Consider the following 236-nt stretch of genomic DNA (forward strand, 5'->3'; position numbering starts at 1 on the left):
TCCGATTCATCCCGCTGCCGACGGCGCCCGTATCGTTGCGGCCGTTGCGTGCAGCGCCAGCAGCGTCGTACACGCCGGTGCAGCTTGCACAGCTCTATCGCTTTCCGCCAAGCGACGGCGCGGGCCAGTGCATCGCCCTGATTGAGCTGGGTGGCGGTTATCGGGATGACGACCTGCGTGCGTACTTTCAGGCGCTTGGCGTGCCCAGCCCCAAGGTGGTGGATGTGCCGGTCGGG

At 66.9% G+C, this 236-nt stretch carries 1 protein-coding gene; it reads left to right on the top strand.

What is annotated here, in order from left to right:
• The coding region (locus tag RVY79_RS21540; protein ID WP_317466659.1) for a hypothetical protein at positions 1-236 on the top strand (236 nt) is incomplete at both ends.

It is taken from the genome of Chromohalobacter sp. HP20-39, from assembly GCF_033052815.1.
GTDB lineage: Bacteria > Pseudomonadota > Gammaproteobacteria > Pseudomonadales > Halomonadaceae > Chromohalobacter.